Consider the following 17,365-nt stretch of genomic DNA (forward strand, 5'->3'; position numbering starts at 1 on the left):
GCGGCACGAGGACCTCGAATGGAAGGGCCTCGATTATCCGGCCGACACCTTCTACGCGCTGATGGCGGTCGGCCGCGCGGGCCGCCGGCCCGAGGACCAGCACGACAGTCAGCATGATCGGCACGATCCGTCGCATCAGCGCTCGCGTCATCCGGCGCGGGGGCCTCCATCAGACCATGTCGTGTGCCGGCTGAAAACGACCGGAGTGCGGACGCCCGCTCGCCCGGCGCAGCTCAACGCCCGACGAGGACGTCCAGCGCGATGAGCGCGAGCGTCCCGGTCACCACGCCGGCGAACACCGACTGGCGGGCCAGCAGGAACGCCAGCATGCCGACCACGGTCGCGCCGAGCCGCATCCACAGCGGAACCCCGGCGAGCGCCCCGGGCGCGAACACGATGATCTTGGCGACCACGCCGGTGAGGATGGCGGTCGCCACGGCCCGCACCCAGATCAGCGCCTCGGAGGTCTCGTCGAGCCCGCGCGAGAACACCACCCCGAGCCAGCGCCACATCTCGTTCGGCAGGAAGCCGACCAGGACCAGCACCAGATAGGGCCAGAGCTCCGCCATCACCGACGCGCCTTCGCGACGCGGTGCACCAGATAGGCGGCGGTGCCGCCGACCAGGCCGGTCCACATCAGGTCGAGGCCGATGCCGAGCACCACCAGCAGCGGGCTGAGCACCAGGCCGGCGACGGCCGCCACCCGATCCGACGCCGTCCTGCTGCTGCGGGCGACCGAGACCAGGAACGACATCGGCGTGAGGAACAGCAGGCCGCCGACCACCGGCTCCGGCAGCACCCGGGCGAAATAGTATCCGGCGACGGTCGCCAGCGTGGCGCTGCCGATCAGCATGGTGCCGATCCCGTTGGCGAAAGCGACGCGCTGCTCGACCGGGCGGCGGGGCGCCAGCCGCAGCGCCTCCATCCACATGCTCACCGCGGTGAAATGCGCCGCGAGGATCACGCCGGGGAAGCGCGACGTCCGGGTCCGCAGCACCGGCAGCAGGGCGACGACCATGGGCAGCAGGCGCACGCCGCTCAGGCTCACCGCGACGGCCACCTCCAGCGGCGGCGCGCCGGCTCCGAGGGCCGAGATCATGATGACCTGCGCCGGCGCCGCCCAGATCACCAGGGTCGACAGCACCACCCAGGCGATCGAGAAGCCGAGATCGTGGGCGAGCGCGCCGATGCTGATGTAGGTGCCGATCAAGACGATCTGGAACACCGAGGTCGCGCCGGCCCTGCAGCCCGCGAGATAGCCCTCTCGCACCGGAGAGCCGACAGCCGGTTCGTCACGCACCATGGCGTTCTGTCCCACACGGAACAGCCCGGCGCAATTGCGTTCGCACGGCGGCAGCTCCGCGCCGTGACGTCACGCACGGCGGCGGCCGACCCGTGCCGTCGAAGCTCGGCGCGACAGCGTCAGAGGCCGGCGAAGCTGAATCCCATGCGGGCCAGCCAGGAGCCCAGCGACGAGGCCCCCGCGGCGACCATCGGCATGATGGTCACCAGCAGGATGGCGAGAATGAGCAGTATCCCGGTGGGGGTCGGATCGGCGTTGTCGTTCATGGCGATCGGCGTCATGGCAATCCCGAGGTGTCCGAACTGATTTCGACTCAGATGTGGCAACCGCCGTGCCAAATCCCGTCCGAGCAGGCGCAAGGACTTGGATGGTCAACGAATTCTTTCCGGAGTCGCAGACCGGAACATCTTGCCGGCAGAGACGCGGAATCTGCCATGTTCCATGCGCCACACGAGGCGCGTTGCGGCCCTCGAACGCAATGCGCCCCGGAGGACCGGGGCGCATGCTCGTCTGCGATCTCGTCTTCGGCCGTGCGGCCGAGCGTAGGATCAGGCCTTGACCAGCGGCACCTTGGGGACAGAGCCCTTGCCGCCGGGGCCGGAGCCGTTGCCGCCGGAGGGCGGACCGCCCTCCCCCTTGGGGCCGGACGGCTTCGCCCGGCGGGTGCCACCGCCGCCACCGCTGCGCTTCCGCTTCGCCTTGGGAACGGCCGGCAGCTTCTCCGGCTTCGGGGTGACGGGGCCGTCGAGGAACTCGAAGCCGAGCTTCTCGCCGGTGGCCTCGTCCTTCAGCACGATCACCCGGACATGGCCGCCGTTCTTCAGCTTGCCGAACAGCACCTCGTCGGCGAGCGGCTTCTTGATGTACTCCTGGATCACCCGGGCCATCGGCCGGGCGCCCATCTGCTGATCGTAGCCGCGCACGATCAGCCACTGAGAGGCCTCGTCCGACAGCTCGATCGTCACGTCGCGGTCGGCGAGCTGCGCCTCGAGCTGCAGCACGAACTTCTCGACGACCTTGGCGATGACCGACTCGTCCAGGTGGCCGAAGCCGATGATGGCGTCGAGACGGTTGCGGAACTCCGGCGCGAACAGCCGGTTGATCGCCTCCGTGTCGTCACCCTCGCGCTTCGAGCGGTGGAAGCCGTAGGCCGCCTTGGCCATGTCGGCAGCGCCCGCATTCGTGGTCATGATCAGGATGATGTTGCGGAAGTCGACCTGCTTGCCGTTGTGATCGGTCAGCTTGCCGTGATCCATGATCTGCAGGAGCACGTTGTAGAGGTCCGGGTGCGCCTTCTCGACCTCGTCCAGCAGCAGCACGCTGTGCGGATGCTGGTCGACCGAGTCGGTCAGCAGGCCGCCCTGGTCGAAGCCGACATAGCCGGGCGGCGCGCCGATCAGGCGCGACACCGTGTGGCGCTCCATGTACTCCGACATGTCGAAGCGGATCAGCTCGACGCCGAGCGTGGCGGCGAGCTGCTTGGCCACCTCGGTCTTGCCGACGCCGGTCGGGCCCGAGAACAGGTAGCAGCCGATCGGCTTCTCCGGCTCGCGCAGGCCGGCGCGGGCGAGCTTGATCGAGGCCGAGAGCGCCTCGATCGGCTTGTCCTGGCCATAGACGACCCGCTTGAGGTTCTCCTCCAGATTCGACAGCACCACGGCGTCGTCCTTCGACACGGTCTTGGGCGGGATCCGTGCCATGGTCGCGATGGTGGTCTCGATCTCCTTGAGGCCGATCGTCTTCTTGCGCCGGTTCTCGGGCAGCAGCATCTGGGCCGCGCCGGACTCGTCGATCACGTCGATCGCCTTGTCGGGCAGCTTGCGGTCGTGGATGTAGCGGGCCGACAGCTCGACCGCCGCCTTGATCGCCTCGTTGGTGTATTTGAGCTTGTGGTAGTCCTCGAAGTACGGCTTGAGGCCTTTGAGGATCTCGATCGAGTCGGCGACCGTCGGCTCGTTGACGTCGATCTTCTGGAAGCGGCGCACCAGGGCCCGGTCCTTCTCGAAGTACTGGCGGTACTCCTTGTAGGTGGTCGAGCCGATGCAGCGCACCGTGCCGGAGGCGAGCGCCGGCTTGAGCAGGTTCGACGCGTCCATGGCGCCGCCGGAGGTCGCCCCGGCGCCGATCACGGTGTGGATCTCGTCGATGAACATGATCGCGCCCGGATAGGCCTCGATCTCCTTGATCACCTGCTTGAGGCGCTCCTCGAAGTCGCCGCGATAGCGCGTGCCGGCCAAGAGCGTGCCCATGTCGAGGGCGAACACGGTCGCGCCTTTCAGCACGTCCGGCACCTCGCCGTGGACGATGCGCCGCGCCAGGCCCTCGGCGATGGCGGTCTTGCCGACGCCGGGATCGCCGACGAACAGCGGGTTGTTCTTCTGGCGGCGGCACAGCACCTGGATCGTGCGGCTGATCTCGCCGTCGCGGCCGATCAGAGGGTCGATCTTGCCCTCACGGGCCTTCTTGTTGAGATTGACGCAATAAGCCTCCAAGGCGTCACCTTTCTTCTTGGTGTCCTCGTTCGGCTTGGCGCCGTCCGAATCTTCCTCCGACGCCCCCCTGGCGGGACGCGCCTCGGTGAGCCCCGGCCGCTTGGCGATCCCGTGGCTGATGTAGTTCACGGCGTCGTAGCGGGTCATCTCCTGCTCCTGCAGGAAATAGGCCGCGTGGCTCTCGCGCTCGGCGAAGATCGCGACGAGCACGTTGGCGCCCGTCACCTCCTCCCGGCCCGACGACTGCACGTGGATCACGGCCCGCTGGATCACCCGCTGGAAGCCGGCGGTGGGCTTGGAGTCCTCGGTCCCGTCGGTGACGAGGTTCTCCAGCTCCGACTCGATGTAGGCGACGAGGTTCCGCCGCAGCTTCTCGAGATCGACGTTGCAGGCCCGCATCACGGCAGCCGCATCCTGGTCGTCGACCAGGGCGAGCAGCAGGTGCTCCAGGGTCGCGTATTCGTGGCGGTGTTCATTGGCCAGCGCGAGCGCCCGGTGGAGCGACTGCTCGAGGCTGCGGGAGAAGGTCGGCATCAGCGTTTCGTCCTGTCCTGGTCTGCGGCGTCCCGGGCCGTGTCGTTCCGGCTCACTTCTTCTCCATCACGCATTGGAGAGGATGCTGGTGTTTACGAGCGAAGTCCATCACCTGGGTCACCTTGGTCTCCGCCACCTCGTAGGTGAAGATGCCGCACTCCCCGATCCCGTGGTGATGGACGTGCAGCATGATGCGGGTCGCGGCTTCCCGGTCCTTGTTGAAGAAGCGCTCCAGCACGTGCACCACGAACTCCATCGGGGTGTAGTCGTCGTTAAGCAGCAACACCCGGTAAAGGTTCGGTCTTTTGGTCTGCGGTTTCGTCTTTGTGATCACCGCCGTGCCCGGACCCGAGGGATCCTGGCGGCGCTTGCGGTCACCGTTCGCCGCGACCGGCGGCGTCGGTCCGCGCCGGCCCGCGAGGCGGGGGGCCGCAGTTGCGATAAATGGGTCAGTCGAGCAGGCCGTCATGGTCTCGTTTCGGTCCGAAGGAGGGCCGGCCCCGTCCGGGACGAGCACCGAAGAGCATGCCGCAGCCCGGCGCGGCCCCGGAGCATAAATAATAAGCACCGCCCCGTTTCGCCACCAGCCGAATGTACCGCTCCTCGGCCCTGCGAAATTCGGCCTAGGCCGCACCCGATTCGGAGGGCCGGTGCGACACCTCGCTCCGGCCGCGATCGCCGGCGGGCGGCCCGCCGGGACGGCCGGTCGACCGAACCGCACCATCCGTGCTCGGCCCATGCTTAACAGGACACTGAGCGAAACCGGCGAAAGTTCGGCGGCTGTTGAACCGAACGTGAATGGATGCCCGGCAGTATGGCGCGGGGCCCTTCCAACCTGGCGGTGCGCGATGCCATTCAAACGGTTCATTCGTGACCGGCGCGCAAGCGTCGTGCCACTCTTCGCCCTGTCGATCGTCCCCTTGACCGGCCTGGTGGGGGCCGCCGTCGACTATTCGCGCGCCGCCTCGGCGCGCAGTGCCATGCAGGCGGCCCTGGATTCGACCGTCCTGGCGCTCTCCAAGGATTCCGACGCGCTGGCCTCGGGCGCCGTCACGGGCAAGGCCGAGACCATCTTCAACGCGGTGTTCTCTCGCACGGACGTCGACGGCGTCGCGCTCACCACCTCCTATACCAACAGCAAGGGGTCGCAGCTCGTCGTCAGCGGGACCGGGACGGTCAAGACCACCTTCATGACCCTGATGGGCTTCTCCGCGCTGCCGGTGACGGCCAGCGCGACCGCGGTGTGGGGAAACACCCGCCTGCGTGTGGCCCTGGTGCTCGACAACACCGGCTCGATGGCGAGCTCGGGAAAGATCGACGCGCTCAAGACCGCATCGAAGAATCTCGTCACCCAGCTCAAGAACGCGGCAAAAGTATCCGAGGACGTCTATGTCGCGATCATCCCCTACAGCAAGGACGTCAACGTCAAGTCGGGCAGCACGATCCCGGACTGGGTCGACTTCACCATCTGGGACACGCTGAACGGCACCTGCACCAAGACGAGCTACACCAAGCAGTCGACCTGCACGGCGAACGGCGGCAAGTGGACCCCCAAGGCGCACTCGACCTGGAACGGTTGCGTCATGGATCGCGACCAGAACTGGGACATCGCGACCACGGCCCCGGATTCCAGCGTCAAGTTCCCGGCCGAGCAGTACGGCTATTGCGCCGTGTCGATGATGGCGCTGTCCAACGACTGGACCGCGCTGAGCGCCAAGATCGACACCATGACGCCGACCGGCAGCACCAACAACACCATCGGGCTGGTGTGGGGCTGGCAGGCGCTGAGCACGACCGCGCCACTCAACGCCCCCGCCAAGGACCCGAATTACGAGTACCAGGACGTCATCGTCCTCCTGACCGACGGCCTCAACACCCAGAACCGGTGGAGCGGCGACGGCAGCAACCACTCCACCGCGGTCGACGCCCGCACCGAGAAGGCCTGCGCCGCCGTCAAGGCGGCGAACATCACCCTCTACACCGTGCTGGTGATGGACGGGAACGCGTCGCTGCTGCAGACCTGCGCGACCGATTCGAGCCGCTACTTCTACCTGACCTCGGCGAACCAGCTCGTCACCACCTTCGACGCCATCGGCACCCAGCTCTCCAAGCTGCGCCTGGCGAAGTGACGCCCGGCCGGCTGCCCCGGCCCGACCGGGACGACCGCCCGCCTCCCGCGTCCCCCTCCTCCACCGGCCGAACCCCGGCATCCTTCCGACCGGCAGCGCCCCCACACGCCGGCGGGGTCGGCCGCCCGCATCGTGAAAAGCGCGGGGATACGGCCGTTGCGCTCGTGTCAAGAGCCGTTTTCGGCGTTCCCGGTGACCGGCCGTAAACCGTGTTCGCAGTGTTCGGCCGCACGGCGCCCGTCGACCCGTGATCCGGGCCGCTTTCTTGTTTCAAATTAGGCATTGGTTTGATCTCGGGCGGTAACGATCGCGAGGGCGGCGAAACGGCCGATCCGGCGGGGTACGAAGACCATGGGCACCCATCTGTTCAAGACGTCGTCGCTGTGGAAGGCGTTCCGGCGGGCGGAGGACGGCAACGTCGCGGTGCTGTTCGCGCTCACCCTCATTCCGGTGATCGGGCTGGTCGGGGCCGCGATCGACTACAGCCGCGCCAACGCCATCCGGACGAACATGCAGGCGGCGGCCGACTCGGCCGCGCTGGCGGTCTCGAAAACCGCGTCGAGCCAGACCTCGACCCAGATCCAGGATGCGGCGGATAAGTATTTTCGCGCCCTGATCACCCAGCCGGAAGCCACCATCACCGACGTCACGGCGACCTACACGAAGAGTTCGGTGTCGAACGTGGTGGTCGATGCCAGCGCCACCATGAAGACCCGCTTCATGGGCGTGCTCGGCATTTCCCAGATGACGCTAAAGGTGTCGGCGACCACCGCCTGGGGCAACACCCGCCTGCGCGTCGCCCTCGCCCTCGACAACACCGGCTCGATGTCGAGCTCGGGAAAGATGACGGCCCTGAAGACGGCCGCCAAGAACCTGATCGACCAGCTCAAGGCGGCCGCCACCAACAACGGCGACGTCTACATCTCGATCATTCCGTTCAGCAAGGACGTGAACATCGGCGGCTCGTCGAACTACACCCAGAACTGGGTCAAGTGGGACGACTGGGACGTCGCGAACGGAACATGCAGCAAGTCGTCCTACACGACGAAGTCGAGTTGCACGTCCAACAAGGGAACCTGGACGGCCAAGAACCACAACACCTGGAACGGTTGCCTCATGGACCGCGACCAGAATTACGACATCAGCAACTCCGCTCCGGAGATCGGCACGTCGGCGACGCTGTTCCCGGCCGAGCAGTACAGCTATTGCCCGGTGGAGCTGATGCCGCTCAGCTACGATTGGACATCGCTGAAGTCCAAGGTCGACGCGATGACGCCGGACGGCAACACCAACGTCACGATCGGCCTGGTGTGGGGCTGGCACTCGTTGACGCAAGGATCGCCGCTGGCCGCGCCGAGCGAGGATGCGAATTACCAGTACCAGAAGGTCATCATCCTGCTGACCGACGGCGAGAACACACAGAACCGCTTCAGCACGTCGCAGACCAGCATCGACGCGCGCACCAAGGCCGCCTGCACGGCCGCCAAGAACGCCGGCATCACGATCTACACGATCCTGGTGATGCAGGGCACGCAGTCGTTGCTGCAGAGCTGCGCCAGCTCGACCAGCAACTACTTCTACCTGACCTCGGCGAACCAGATCATCACGACCTTCGACACGATCGGCACCCAGCTGACGCGGCTGCGCGTCGCGAAGTGAACGAACCGGCCCGAAGTGGCCGACCTGGTCCGATCATTCCCGACGGACGACATGCGGAAACGAGAAAAGCCCGGCCTCGCGGCCGGGCTTTCCTCTGGGTCGGGCATCGTCGCGCCTTGTCGGCGCGCGCCCCGACGATCCGGGCCGCCCGGCGAGGACGCCGGGCTGCAGCAGTCTCAGCGGCTCGCCTGACCCATGAACGGGGAGGTCGGGAGCTTGCCGGCGAGACCTTCGAACGGCTTGTAGATTTCCTTGGCGAGCTCCGCATAGAGCTCGCTCATGCGGTTCGACTGGGCGATGAAGGCCTCGTAGCTCGACTTGAGATAGTCGGACTGAAGCTCGACCGCCTTCTCGACCGACTTCACTGCGAGGAGCTTCTCCAGCACCTCGGCGCCCTGCTCGAACGACTTCTTCGAGAAGTCGGCGGTCTCGGCCGCGATGGCCTGGACGCTCTGCGACACGGCGCCGAACGACTTCATGGCCGCGTCCATGCCGTCCTTGCTGAAGCCCTGAACGTTGTCGAGGCGGATGTTCATTGGAACGTCTCCCGGTTGCATTGGTCTGCGCCAACCCGCACGGCCGCGTGATCGAGACGTGAACGCGTATCCGGGCGCTGCGACACCAAAAAATATATAGTGCACTGCACAAATTGCAAGAAAATATTTTGCACCGCAGCATAATCGGCAAATTCCGTAGATCCATCAAAGGATTTGTTAACGAATTCGCAACCCGACGTCCCTAGCTTGGGTGAACGCGTCGTCTCGGTGACGCCCGAATTCACCGGTAACGGTCTCGTGAGCCGCCGCAGGTTTGGCAAACGGCCGGCGGCCAAGGACGTCTCGGGGACACATCGGGCGCTGCCAACGCGACCGATGGATGAGGGGAAACAATGCTCCTGACATTCGGGAACACGCGTGGATTCCGCACGCTCGCGGTCGGCCTGCTCACCGGGGTCGCCGCGATCGCTCTGGTCGTCGACACGGCCGACGCACGTGGGCGTCGGCGCGGCGCGGTCGCCAAGGGCGGCGGCTACAACCCTCCCTACGCGGCCATCGTGGTCGACGCGAATTCCGGCCAGGTGCTGCACGCCGCCGAGCCCGACGGCGTCCGCCACCCGGCCTCGCTCACCAAGATCATGACCCTCTATCTGCTGTTCGAGCGGATGGAGGCCGGCAAGATCAAGCCGGACACGCCTCTCCCGGTCTCGGCGCACGCCGCCTCGCAGGCCCCCACCAAGCTCGGTCTCCGCCCCGGCCAGACCATCACGGCCGACGAGGCGATCCGCGGCCTGGTGACGCGCTCGGCCAACGACGCCGCCGTGGTGATCGCCGAGGCGATCGCCGGCGACGAGGACGACTTCGCCAAGCTGATGACCCGCAAGGCGCGGGCGCTCGGCATGAGCCGCACCGTCTACAACAACGCATCGGGCCTCCCGGACAGCGGTCAGGTCACGACGGCGCGCGACCAGGCGATCCTCGGCCGCGCCATTCAGGAGCGCTTCCCGGCGCAGTACCGCTACTTCTCGATTTCCTCGTTCGCCTTCCGCGGCCAGACGATCCGCAACCACAACCGGCTCCTGGGCTCGGTCCAGGGCGTCGACGGGATCAAGACCGGCTATGTCAGGGCCTCGGGCTTCAATCTCGTCTCCTCGATGAAGCGCAACAACCGCCATCTGGTGGCGGTGGTCCTGGGCGGCGCCTCGGCCGGTGCGCGCGACGCCCGCATGCGCAGCCTGCTGGAGAAGTACATCGCCGAGGCCTCGGCCAAGCGCACCGCCCCGGCAATCGCCGAATCGCGTGACGCCGACGTGCCGGTCGCCGCTGCGGCTCCGGCCGCCGCCAAGATGATGCTGGCCTCGGCCGGCAGCGTCCCGGTCGCCGCGCCGACCGCCGCATCGGCCGCCACGGCGATGCCCGGCACCCGCTTCCCGGTCGCCGCCGCCAAGATCGAGCGCCCGGCGCCGGGCAAGATCGAGCCCGCCAAGGCCCACGCCGCCGCCGACCCGATCAAGCCGATCGCCGTCAAGACCATCAAGGTGAAGCTCACCGGCGTGCAGACCGCCTCGCTGACGCCGCCGCTGGCGAATCTGCCGGTCGTTCCGAGCCACGAGGAGAACGCGGCCCGCGCCGCCGCCGTGCGGACCCTGCAGCCGTCGCCGGCCCGCCCGGCCGCGGCTGCGGCGATCGCCGCCCAGCCGGCCGCACCCGTCCAGGTCGCAGTCGCGACCCCGTCGGCGGCCGCCCAGGCAGCAGCCCCGACCCGTTCGATAGCGACGCCCGTGCAGGCCGCCGCTGCACCGATCGCGGCCCCGGCCCCGATGGTGCAGGCTGCCGTGGCGCAGGCTCCCGTCACCCCGGCGCCCGCCGTCCAGGCGCCGGTGGCGCAAGCTGCGGCAGCGCAGGCTGCGCCGGCCCGCTCGCCGGTCCGCGAGGTCGCAGTCGCCACGGCCGACTCCGAGAGCACCTTCGCGCTCGCCAGCGCCTCGGCCCGCACCGTCGATCCGGCCCGCAAGCCGGTCGCGCGCAGCGGCTGGATCATCCAGATCGGCGCCTTCGAGGCCGAGCGCGAGGCGAAGGACCGTCTCTCCTCCGCCCAGGCCAAGGCCAAGCAGCTTCTCGGCCACGCCGATCCGTTCACCGAAGCGGTGACCCGCGACAACAAGACCTTCTACCGCGCGCGTTTCGCCGGTTTCGAGAAGGACTCGGCGGAAGCCGCCTGCAAATATCTCAAGCGGAACGACTTCGCCTGCCTGACCATCAAGAACTGACGGACGGGAACCGAGATTTAATAAATTTAGAGCAGAGTCCGACGGACAGGAGCCAGCGTCCGCGCACCGAGACGACGGAACAAGCGCGGACGCCGACGACCAACGAGACCACCCGAAAAGGGGGACTTCAGGAGGCCTGGTCCTACGGCCCGTACGGCCGGAGGGCGCGTGAACGTCGAGTATGTGTTGCGTAGCGTTGGAGCTCTCATCGATGTCCGCGAAGCAGGACCTCCTTGGCCTCGTTCACACGGGCCGCGAGGTACGTCGTCCCCCCTTGGTCGGGATGCAGTTTCTTCATGAGCAGGCGATGCGCACGGCCGATGTCCTCGGCGGTGGCCCCCGGCTCAAGGCCAAGGATCTGATAGGCCTCCTGTTCCGTCATTTTGCCGGAACCCGACGCTCCACCCTGCCCCGCTGTCGCACCACCCTGCGCGTTTTCACGCCAGCCGGGACTGCGGCGGTCCAGATACGCTCCAAGTAGCGTTCTGCTCTCCTCGTCGACCTCGCCGAACAGGCCCGTGAGGGTCGACACGTCGAGGCCGTCGAGCGGCGCACCCGCGAAGCGGCCGGCGACGATCCGGCCCCGCATGGCGCCGCTGTCGTGGTCGAGCTCCATCTCCAGGAAGGCCGAGCGGACCCGGGACACCTGCCCCGAGCGCTTCTGCGTGCGCTGTCCGAAGGTCGCGCCGCCGAACGGCAGCCAGCCGAGCAGCCCGAGGCCGGTGAGACCGAGCGGAACCCCGATCGAGATCTGGCCGCGCGCGACCAGGAAGGCGGCGCCGCCGAGCGCCACCACGCCTCCCGCCATGCGGGCGCCCTTCACCACCCCCTTGGGGTCGGCGCGGGCCAAACCCTTCACGGCCCACAGCAGGATCAGCAGGACCGCGAGGCCGAGCAGGAAGGTCATCTGAGCTGCTCCAAGAGGCGCACCGCCGAGGCATTCCGGCCGGAGAGGCGATGCAGCGCCTGGCGGCCACCGCTCGCATAGGCCGCGACCGCCCGCAACAGCTCCCCGAGCTCGTGCGCCGCGCCGGTGCTGAACCGGCAATACGCGCCGCCCGACAGGCGGGCGATCTCGCGGAACGCCTGCTCGGCGACCGGATCGTGCCCCTCCTGGAACATGAAGCACGGCACCGCGGCGAGGCCGAGCTCGCCGGCCCGGGCGCAAAGATCGTCGACCGACTCTTCCATCGCGTCGCCGACATAGACCAGCGCCGCCACCTTGGCGGTCTCGGTCTCCCGGCGGACATGGGCCAGAACCTTGCGAATCTGGGTGTGGCCGCCGCGGCAGTCGATCTTCTCCATCAGCCCGCCGAGCGCCCGCGGGTCGGAGACGAAGCGGGACGACCGGCACTCGGACAGGCCGCGGAAATAGACGAGCTGGACGTCGAGCCCGCCGATCGCGGCGGTTTCGGCGAACATGTCGGCCTGCAGCCGGCAGGCCGTGTCCCAGGTCGGCTGGCGGCTCATGGTGGCGTCGAGGGCAAAGACGAGGCGCCCGCGGGCACCCGCCTCCCGCAACCCTGGATCCCGGGCGGCGCCGAGCGCCCGCACCTCCGCCACGAAGGCATCGATCTCGGCCCGCGACGAGGTCGTGGCCGGCGGGCTGGACGTTTCGGACGGGGCGCGATCAGGCGGCTTGGCCATCGCGGCACCTGCGGGCGAGCGGAGCGGAAAACGAATGGCGGAGCATGCCTATCAAGTGGCCGCGAACGGCCCCGCGCGCAATGGCTGCGCCGCGGCGCCCCCGGCGACATGCCGCCGCGTGCGAACCGTCCGGGGCCGGAGGTCCGCTCAGCCGGTCACCGGCGAGGGCGGGGTCGTCGGCAGCATCGGGAGGGTGACGGGGCCCTGCTCGTCATCGAGCCCGTCGTCGAGAAGCTCGTCGGCGTCCAGCGGCCGGTAGGCGCTCATGAACCACTCGGCCCGCGCCTCGGCGCGCTTGCGTCCGCGGTCGTCGAGCGGCAGCCGCAACCCGGACAACAGGCCCTGCACCTCCAGCCGGGCCGTGACATGCGAGAGGCTCGGCCGGGTGCCGAGCGTCTGCTCGCCGATGTCGTCGACGGCCGTGAGGCCACGGGGAAAGAACTCGCGATAGATCACCCGCTCGGCGAAACCCTCGACGAAGCGGAAGCCGAGCCGGCCGGAGAGCACGTTCAGCCCCTCGCCCACCAGCTTGCGGTTGCGCGAGCCGAGCGTGGACAGGCGGTTCCGCACCACCACCCAGTCGGTCATCTTGCCGTCGACGATCCGGCGCTGGCGTCGCGCCTCGCGCACCAGGTCGGCGTAGTGGCTCGCGCCCGTGACCTCGAAGGTCTGCGGATCGACGGCCGCCAGCACGTCGAAATCCAGGAAGCTGTCGTTGAGTGGCGTGACCAGCGTGTCGGCCATCGAATGGGCGAGCCGCGACAGGAAGGTGTCGGCGCCGGGCGTGTCGATCACCAGAAAGTCGTGGCGGTGCTCGATCTCCGTGATGGCGTCGGCGAAGCGCGCGAACTCGGCGGCCTCGTTGTCGTCCACCCGCACCCCGTCGCTGCGCGCGATACAGAAGTGCAGCGGGATTTCGAGCGGCTGGTTGACCCGGCGTCCCCACAGGCGACGCCGGTCGATGTAGTGCGTGAGCGTCGACTGACGCGAGTCGAGGTCGATGGTGGCGACCCGCTGGCCCGCCTTCATCAGGGCGACCGCGAGATGCATGGCCGTCGTCGACTTGCCGGACCCGCCCTTCTCGTTGCCGACGACGATGACATGGGCCGAGATCGGATCTCTCCGACGCAACCCCCGATTATCCGGATCCGACCACATCCACGCCTCCGTGCCGGGGGGATTTTTGTTTTGATCGCGCGGCAGGGTCAAGCTATCTCTCCGGCCCGCATGGAGTCGTGAACAGATCACGGCCGCCGGATGCCGCTGCCGGCGCCGGTTCCTCGCCATGCGAGCCCCGACCGATCGCCATGAAAAACCGTCTCGCCGTCGTCCGCACGCTGAAAGCCCTGGACCGCGCGCTGGCGCCGTTCCGCGACAAGGGCGAGTCGGTCGCGCTGGTCCCCACCATGGGCGCGCTGCATGCCGGGCACCTCGCGCTGGTACGGCACGCCCGTCGCAAGGCCGACCGGGTGGTCGTCTCGATCTTCGTCAACCCGACCCAGTTCGCGCCCACCGAGGACTTTTCCAGCTATCCGCGGCGGCTGGCGGCGGACGTCGACGCGCTCGCCGGTGAAAACGTCGACCTCGTCTGGGCGCCGGACGCCGCGGTGATGTATCCGGACGGCTTCGCCACCCGGATCGCCCCCGAGGGCCCCGCCCTCGCCGGGCTGGAAGACAAGTTCAGGCCGCACTTCTTCGGCGGCGTCGCGACCGTCGTCGCCAAGCTGTTCGGGCAGGTCCGGCCGGATGTCGCGGTGTTCGGACAGAAGGACTATCAGCAGCTCAAGGTCGTCACGCGGCTCGCCGCCGATCTCGATCTGCGCGTCGCAGTGGTCGGCATGCCGACCGTTCGCGAGAAGGACGGGCTCGCGCTGTCGTCACGCAACCAGTATCTCTCGGCCGAGGAGCGCGCCCGCGCCCCGGCCCTGCATCGCGTGCTCGCCGGCTGCGCCGAGAAGATCGCGGCTGGCCGTCCGATCAAGGGCGTGATGGAGAGTGCCCGAAAGGCGCTGACCCGCGACGGCTTCGCGGTCGACTACGTCGAGGCGCGCCACGCCGAGACGCTGGCGCCCGTGAAGTCGAGGAAGGACGGGCCGATCCGCCTTCTGGTCGCGGCGAAGCTCGGCACCACCCGGCTGATCGACAATCTCGCGGTGTAATTCGACACGAACACCTGACGGTAGGCTTACGATCAGTTGCGGTCGGTGTGTGCCGGTCCGGCTAAAACCTGCCGGCAGCACTGGGACGGCGCCCCCACGCGGACCCGGACTCCGCGCCCAATGCTCAGGCTTCCGGCCTCGTCAGTAAGCGGCCCACGGGCTGAAGCTCGCCGACCATCACGGCCTGCGCTGAGACCCCGCTCGCGTGAAACGGCCGCATGAACCGAATCGGCGTTCCATTGATGGCCTTTAACTGACCGGCCCAGGCCAGATCGTAGAGCCTCTTGAGATCTTGCCGATCGGCCGCGGTTAGTCGGCTATCGCTGCCATAGTTCATGATGCTGAACTTTTGGTGCTTCCCGAAGATTTGGCTTGGCCACTCTGTTTCGCTTATTTGTGCAAAGAAATGGCGGAGCCCGAAAACATGACCGATCTCATGGACAAGTGTCTCGACCTGCTCCTCGCGTGATTGTGTGAACATCTTCGGATAGATCGACAAAACATGTCGACCGGCATCGGGGAAGAAGGCGCTCGCCAGCACGCAGCCGCTGACATTACAGTTGTCACCCTGCTTCACCACGATTTCAAAGTCCCACGCGTCCTCGCGCTTGGCGAATTTGACAGGTGCAGCGTCGCCCCAGGCCAGGATGGCCTCGCCGAGCAGAACTTCGATCTCACCTTTCGCAGCCTCGGGATTCTCAAAGAACTGCAGCGAGCTGTTTCGAAACTTCCAACGAAGGGTCGTTCCCTTATCCCACAGGGGAATGAAGCCCTCGGATGCATCGACGATGATCTCCAGCGGAGATCGGCCTCGCGAACTCGAATGTCCGCGTTTTTCGGTCTCGCACCGAACACCGTCTCTGATGATGTGAACTAGCGGTTCGAGTTCCGGCACCACGTCAGCCGGCTTGCGCAATTTGAATGGATCTTTGCCGTCCATCATCTCGGGTCGGCGGCGCGTATTCGTCGATCGCGTCATGTGATCGTCCCCCGAGCTTCTGCTGCGGGTTATGACCATATGGTATTTATCTGAATCTTCAATTCACGGTTGCGTAAACACCGAACGGCGATCGCTAAAGTTACTGCGCCGTCGGGTCGGCCCAGCGCCGTCGCTCAGGCATCGATGATGGCGATCTCGCGCACCGTCGTCTCGACCGGAAGGCGACGCGGCCGCGCCGGCGGCTTGATCAGGAGCTGCTCCAGGTGGCTCGGATCCTGCGGCTGCACGAAGTGCACGGCGAAGCCCTCGGCGAAGCGGCGGATCACCCGCCCCACGACCGTGCCGACCGCCAGCGGCATGCCGATCGGCGGCCGCAGATCGGCCGAGACGGCGACCCCCGACGCCGACATGTCGATGACGAAGCACGGCACCTGCATCCCGTCCGCCAGGATCAGGGTCGAGTGCGGGCTCTTCGGCACGATCCGCTTGTGCTGACGCGTGTTCGGAATGTCGTCGCGTTGGTGCTTGTCGAGCCAGTCGAGCTTGGTCTCGAGGCGGTCGAGGCGCTCCGGATCGGCCACGATGCTCATGGCGAAGCCGCCGTAGAGCCGGCGCATGATGCGCCCTTCGAGCGCCCCGAACTCGTCGAAATAGGTGACGACCGGCTCCTCCAGGGCGCCGCTCACCGGACCGGCCAGCACCATGCCGTGACGGGAGATGTTGACCAGCCGGCAGGCGAATTCCGGGTTGGTCCCGTCCAGAGCGCGACGCCGCGTGAGCGTGTAGCGGCCCGGCAGGCTCACCACGACGCGAACATCGGTCCGCCGTTCGGCCGAGGTCGGCGTCGGAGGAGGCTCTTTGCGGTGAGACATCGTATTCCCTCGCCGGAAGGCTCTAACGACTTCCACCTACGGGATTCAGAATAGCCGAACTAGACGGTAGTTCCAGGCCGTAACCAGACAAAGAAAAGAGTTAGGTTCCGCGACGCGCTAATCTTTCGGTGGATTCGTATCGACTTTGAATCGATACGGCGCGGCCTCGCCGTACCGCATTGCGGCAGCAACGACTTCGATATCGGCTTAGAGCAGCCCGAGGGCCCGCAGCTCGCGGCGCATCTCTTCGGGCATCGCCACCGCGCCGGGGGCCGAACGGTCCAGGTCGGCGGGCGCCTCGGCTGCGGCGAGGTAGCGCCAGCCCTGGAAGGCGCGGTAGGGCCGCGGCAGGACCAGCACCACCGCCGGGTTCAGCACCAGCCGGCAACGGCCGACGCCCTCCTGGTCGACGAACGGATCGACCCGCAGAAGCTCCTGGCGGCACGCGATCTCGCCGCGGATCACCCAGTAGAGGGAGCCGCCGCCGAGCAGCTCATCGGTTCGCTTGGGAACCATGCGGGTGACATGGACGTGCTCGGCCGGGCTGCCCTTCGGGCGTCTGGCGAGACGCTCGCGGATCCACTCCTCCAGGTCGGCGATGCCGTCGCAACCGACGCAGAGCTTCAGGAGATGCAGGGGCATGCGCCCGTCCTACCGCATCGCTGCGCGAGCGGCCAGCGGCCGCCCTCCGGGCTTGTGGACAGTCGGCCGGCCGCCGGCTCAGTCGTCGCCCGTCGCGGTCGCGGCCGGCGCGGCAGCCGGAGCCGCGGCAGCGGGGGGCGTTCGGGCCCACGCCGCTACGCTGAAGCCCCTCGGCCATCACGGGGGGCAGCGACCGTCGGATCCTACTGCCCGCTGACAGT

General features: G+C 67.6%; 16 protein-coding genes. 4 read left to right on the top strand and 12 right to left on the bottom strand.

Translation table 11 applies throughout. From position 1 onward, the window contains the following. Positions 1 to 233 precede the first annotated feature (233 nt). The 5 genes from CH341_RS17205 to clpS all read right to left on the bottom strand — a co-directional run bounded on the left by CH341_RS17205 (position 234) and on the right by clpS (position 4,798). Positions 234 to 569, bottom strand: coding sequence for an AzlD domain-containing protein (locus tag CH341_RS17205; RefSeq protein WP_111420232.1), 336 nt, complete (start codon positions 567 to 569; stop codon positions 234 to 236). Then, entirely contained in the window at positions 569 to 1,303 is a 735-nt protein-coding gene (locus CH341_RS17210; RefSeq protein ID WP_111420233.1) for an AzlC family ABC transporter permease, read from the bottom strand. Before CH341_RS17210 ends, CH341_RS17205 begins: the two co-directional genes overlap by 1 nt. A 119-nt stretch (positions 1,304 to 1,422) precedes the next feature. Further along, entirely contained in the window at positions 1,423 to 1,584 is a 162-nt protein-coding gene (locus CH341_RS34280; protein WP_170149667.1) for a hypothetical protein, read from the bottom strand. A gap of 267 nt (positions 1,585 to 1,851) precedes the next feature. Beyond that, on the bottom strand, positions 1,852 to 4,329 hold the full coding sequence (gene clpA, locus CH341_RS17215; RefSeq protein WP_111420234.1) for an ATP-dependent Clp protease ATP-binding subunit ClpA: 2,478 nt from the start codon (positions 4,327 to 4,329) through the stop codon (positions 1,852 to 1,854). A 52-nt stretch (positions 4,330 to 4,381) separates the two neighbouring features. Then, a complete protein-coding gene (gene clpS / locus CH341_RS17220; protein ID WP_425376191.1) occupies positions 4,382 to 4,798 on the bottom strand; it encodes an ATP-dependent Clp protease adapter ClpS in 417 nt (138 codons plus the stop codon). 421 nt (positions 4,799 to 5,219) lie between these two features. On the opposite strand from clpS, the gene CH341_RS17225 reads away from it, so the two are divergent. Both CH341_RS17225 and CH341_RS17230 read left to right on the top strand, forming a co-directional pair. Then, positions 5,220 to 6,458, top strand: coding sequence for a pilus assembly protein TadG-related protein (locus CH341_RS17225; RefSeq protein WP_170149668.1), 1,239 nt, complete (start codon positions 5,220 to 5,222; stop codon positions 6,456 to 6,458). Between the two features lie 351 nt (positions 6,459 to 6,809). Beyond that, a complete protein-coding gene (locus tag CH341_RS17230; RefSeq protein WP_111420237.1) occupies positions 6,810 to 8,117 on the top strand; it encodes a vWA domain-containing protein in 1,308 nt (435 codons plus the stop codon). Between the two features lie 176 nt (positions 8,118 to 8,293). Here the strand turns inward: CH341_RS17230 and CH341_RS17235 are convergent, their stop codons facing one another. After that, entirely contained in the window at positions 8,294 to 8,653 is a 360-nt protein-coding gene (locus CH341_RS17235; protein ID WP_111420238.1) for a phasin family protein, read from the bottom strand. A 353-nt stretch (positions 8,654 to 9,006) separates the two neighbouring features. On the opposite strand from CH341_RS17235, the gene CH341_RS17240 reads away from it, so the two are divergent. Further along, positions 9,007 to 10,884: a D-alanyl-D-alanine carboxypeptidase gene (locus CH341_RS17240; protein WP_111420239.1), complete on the top strand. Its 1,878-nt coding sequence runs from the start codon at positions 9,007 to 9,009 to the stop codon at positions 10,882 to 10,884. A gap of 205 nt (positions 10,885 to 11,089) precedes the next feature. Here CH341_RS17240 and CH341_RS17245 read toward each other — a convergent pair whose 3' ends face one another. The 3 genes from CH341_RS17245 to CH341_RS17255 all read right to left on the bottom strand — a co-directional run bounded on the left by CH341_RS17245 (position 11,090) and on the right by CH341_RS17255 (position 13,662). Continuing rightward, complete coding sequence (locus CH341_RS17245; RefSeq protein ID WP_111420240.1) at positions 11,090 to 11,791, bottom strand: DnaJ domain-containing protein; 702 nt, start codon at positions 11,789 to 11,791, stop codon at positions 11,090 to 11,092. After that, entirely contained in the window at positions 11,788 to 12,531 is a 744-nt protein-coding gene (locus CH341_RS17250) for a vWA domain-containing protein (RefSeq protein WP_111420241.1), read from the bottom strand. Before CH341_RS17250 ends, CH341_RS17245 begins: the two co-directional genes overlap by 4 nt. A 147-nt stretch (positions 12,532 to 12,678) precedes the next feature. Next, positions 12,679 to 13,662: a division plane positioning ATPase MipZ gene (locus CH341_RS17255; protein WP_245431111.1), complete on the bottom strand. Its 984-nt coding sequence runs from the start codon at positions 13,660 to 13,662 to the stop codon at positions 12,679 to 12,681. 176 nt (positions 13,663 to 13,838) lie between these two features. Here CH341_RS17255 and panC point away from each other — a divergent pair, with 176 nt between their 5' ends. After that, the gene (panC, locus tag CH341_RS17260) at positions 13,839 to 14,690 is read left to right on the top strand and encodes a pantoate--beta-alanine ligase (RefSeq protein ID WP_111420243.1); all 852 of its coding nucleotides are present in this window, start codon (positions 13,839 to 13,841) and stop codon (positions 14,688 to 14,690) included. Positions 14,691 to 14,814: 124 nt separating this feature from the next. Here the strand turns inward: panC and CH341_RS17265 are convergent, their stop codons facing one another. The 3 genes from CH341_RS17265 to CH341_RS17275 all read right to left on the bottom strand — a co-directional run bounded on the left by CH341_RS17265 (position 14,815) and on the right by CH341_RS17275 (position 17,144). Next, on the bottom strand, positions 14,815 to 15,669 hold the full coding sequence (locus CH341_RS17265) for a matrixin family metalloprotease (RefSeq protein ID WP_245431112.1): 855 nt from the start codon (positions 15,667 to 15,669) through the stop codon (positions 14,815 to 14,817). 134 nt (positions 15,670 to 15,803) lie between these two features. Further along, positions 15,804 to 16,502: a PilZ domain-containing protein gene (locus tag CH341_RS17270; protein WP_111420245.1), complete on the bottom strand. Its 699-nt coding sequence runs from the start codon at positions 16,500 to 16,502 to the stop codon at positions 15,804 to 15,806. A 207-nt stretch (positions 16,503 to 16,709) separates the two neighbouring features. Further along, complete coding sequence (locus CH341_RS17275) at positions 16,710 to 17,144, bottom strand: DUF1489 family protein (protein WP_111420246.1); 435 nt, start codon at positions 17,142 to 17,144, stop codon at positions 16,710 to 16,712. Positions 17,145 to 17,365 lie beyond the last annotated feature (221 nt).

The organism is Rhodoplanes roseus, assembly GCF_003258865.1.
Classification (GTDB): Bacteria; Pseudomonadota; Alphaproteobacteria; order Rhizobiales; family Xanthobacteraceae; genus Rhodoplanes; species Rhodoplanes roseus.

Coding starts and splice junctions, on each gene's coding strand:
- CH341_RS17205 (WP_111420232.1), bottom strand. CDS start 569: ATGGCGGAGCTCTGGCCCTATCTGGTGCTGGTCCTGGTCGGCTTCCTG.
- CH341_RS17210 (WP_111420233.1), bottom strand. CDS start 1,303: ATGGTGCGTGACGAACCGGCTGTCGGCTCTCCGGTGCGAGAGGGCTAT.
- CH341_RS34280 (WP_170149667.1), bottom strand. CDS start 1,584: ATGACGCCGATCGCCATGAACGACAACGCCGATCCGACCCCCACCGGG.
- clpA (WP_111420234.1), bottom strand. CDS start 4,329: ATGCCGACCTTCTCCCGCAGCCTCGAGCAGTCGCTCCACCGGGCGCTC.
- clpS (WP_425376191.1), bottom strand. CDS start 4,798: ATGACGGCCTGCTCGACTGACCCATTTATCGCAACTGCGGCCCCCCGC.
- CH341_RS17230 (WP_111420237.1), top strand. CDS start 6,810: ATGGGCACCCATCTGTTCAAGACGTCGTCGCTGTGGAAGGCGTTCCGG.
- CH341_RS17235 (WP_111420238.1), bottom strand. CDS start 8,653: ATGAACATCCGCCTCGACAACGTTCAGGGCTTCAGCAAGGACGGCATG.
- CH341_RS17240 (WP_111420239.1), top strand. CDS start 9,007: ATGCTCCTGACATTCGGGAACACGCGTGGATTCCGCACGCTCGCGGTC.
- CH341_RS17245 (WP_111420240.1), bottom strand. CDS start 11,791: ATGACCTTCCTGCTCGGCCTCGCGGTCCTGCTGATCCTGCTGTGGGCC.
- CH341_RS17250 (WP_111420241.1), bottom strand. CDS start 12,531: ATGGCCAAGCCGCCTGATCGCGCCCCGTCCGAAACGTCCAGCCCGCCG.
- panC (WP_111420243.1), top strand. CDS start 13,839: ATGAAAAACCGTCTCGCCGTCGTCCGCACGCTGAAAGCCCTGGACCGC.
- CH341_RS17265 (WP_245431112.1), bottom strand. CDS start 15,669: ATGACGCGATCGACGAATACGCGCCGCCGACCCGAGATGATGGACGGC.
- CH341_RS17270 (WP_111420245.1), bottom strand. CDS start 16,502: ATGTCTCACCGCAAAGAGCCTCCTCCGACGCCGACCTCGGCCGAACGG.
- CH341_RS17275 (WP_111420246.1), bottom strand. CDS start 17,144: ATGCCCCTGCATCTCCTGAAGCTCTGCGTCGGTTGCGACGGCATCGCC.